The sequence below is a fragment of the Vibrio sp. D173a genome, assembly GCF_030248475.1.
Genome location: NZ_JAHGAH010001637.1, coordinates 1 through 627, shown reverse-complemented (window position 1 = coordinate 627; position 627 = coordinate 1). Strand labels below are relative to the sequence as shown.

Below are 627 nucleotides of genomic sequence, written 5' to 3'. Positions count from 1 at the left end.
CGTTGTGAGCTTTCGTCATCTGTTTTGGGCTGATGCCGTGACATTTATTATCTCAGCGGTGTTGGTGTTACTGTGCTTTATCCCTTCAGACAAGGGGCAACAAGAACAGACGAGTAAGCTGTGCTGGAAAACCATTTTTAGCGGTATCACCGCCTATCTGGCGCACTCTTCTCTGCGTTCATTGTGGTATGCGTACTTAGCGGCAGCAGCGGCAAGTGCTATGGTGATAGTGAATACGGTTGTCTACGTGCACGACATTCTGCATGGTGGCGACAGTGAAACGGCATTAGCCATGCTGGCTGTTGGGATCGGCTCAATGTTGGCGGCGATATTCTTACCCAAGCTTCTAAATCGTTATAGTCCACAGCGTTATCACATCAGAGGACTGCTCCTAATATGGTTGGCGTTTTATGCCGGAACATGGCTCCCAGATTGGTTTGGCTTTATCGTTCTTTGTTTTTCTTTGGGTATCGGCATGTCTTGTATCCAGACCACTTCAGGCATTGTGATTAATGATGCCGCTGGGAGTGAAGATGCTGGACAATATTTCGCTGCGCACTTTTCGTTAACGCACTTTTGGTGGTTATTAACTTATCTAGCTGCTGGGCTGTCGGCTACTTATCTAGG

The 627-nt window shown here is 47.7% G+C and carries 1 protein-coding gene; it reads left to right on the top strand.

All coding sequences use genetic code 11. The features are described 5' to 3' along the window. Positions 1–627 (top strand): MFS transporter (locus KIV40_RS35265; RefSeq protein ID WP_285354130.1); only part of this gene is annotated, 627 nt, incomplete at both ends.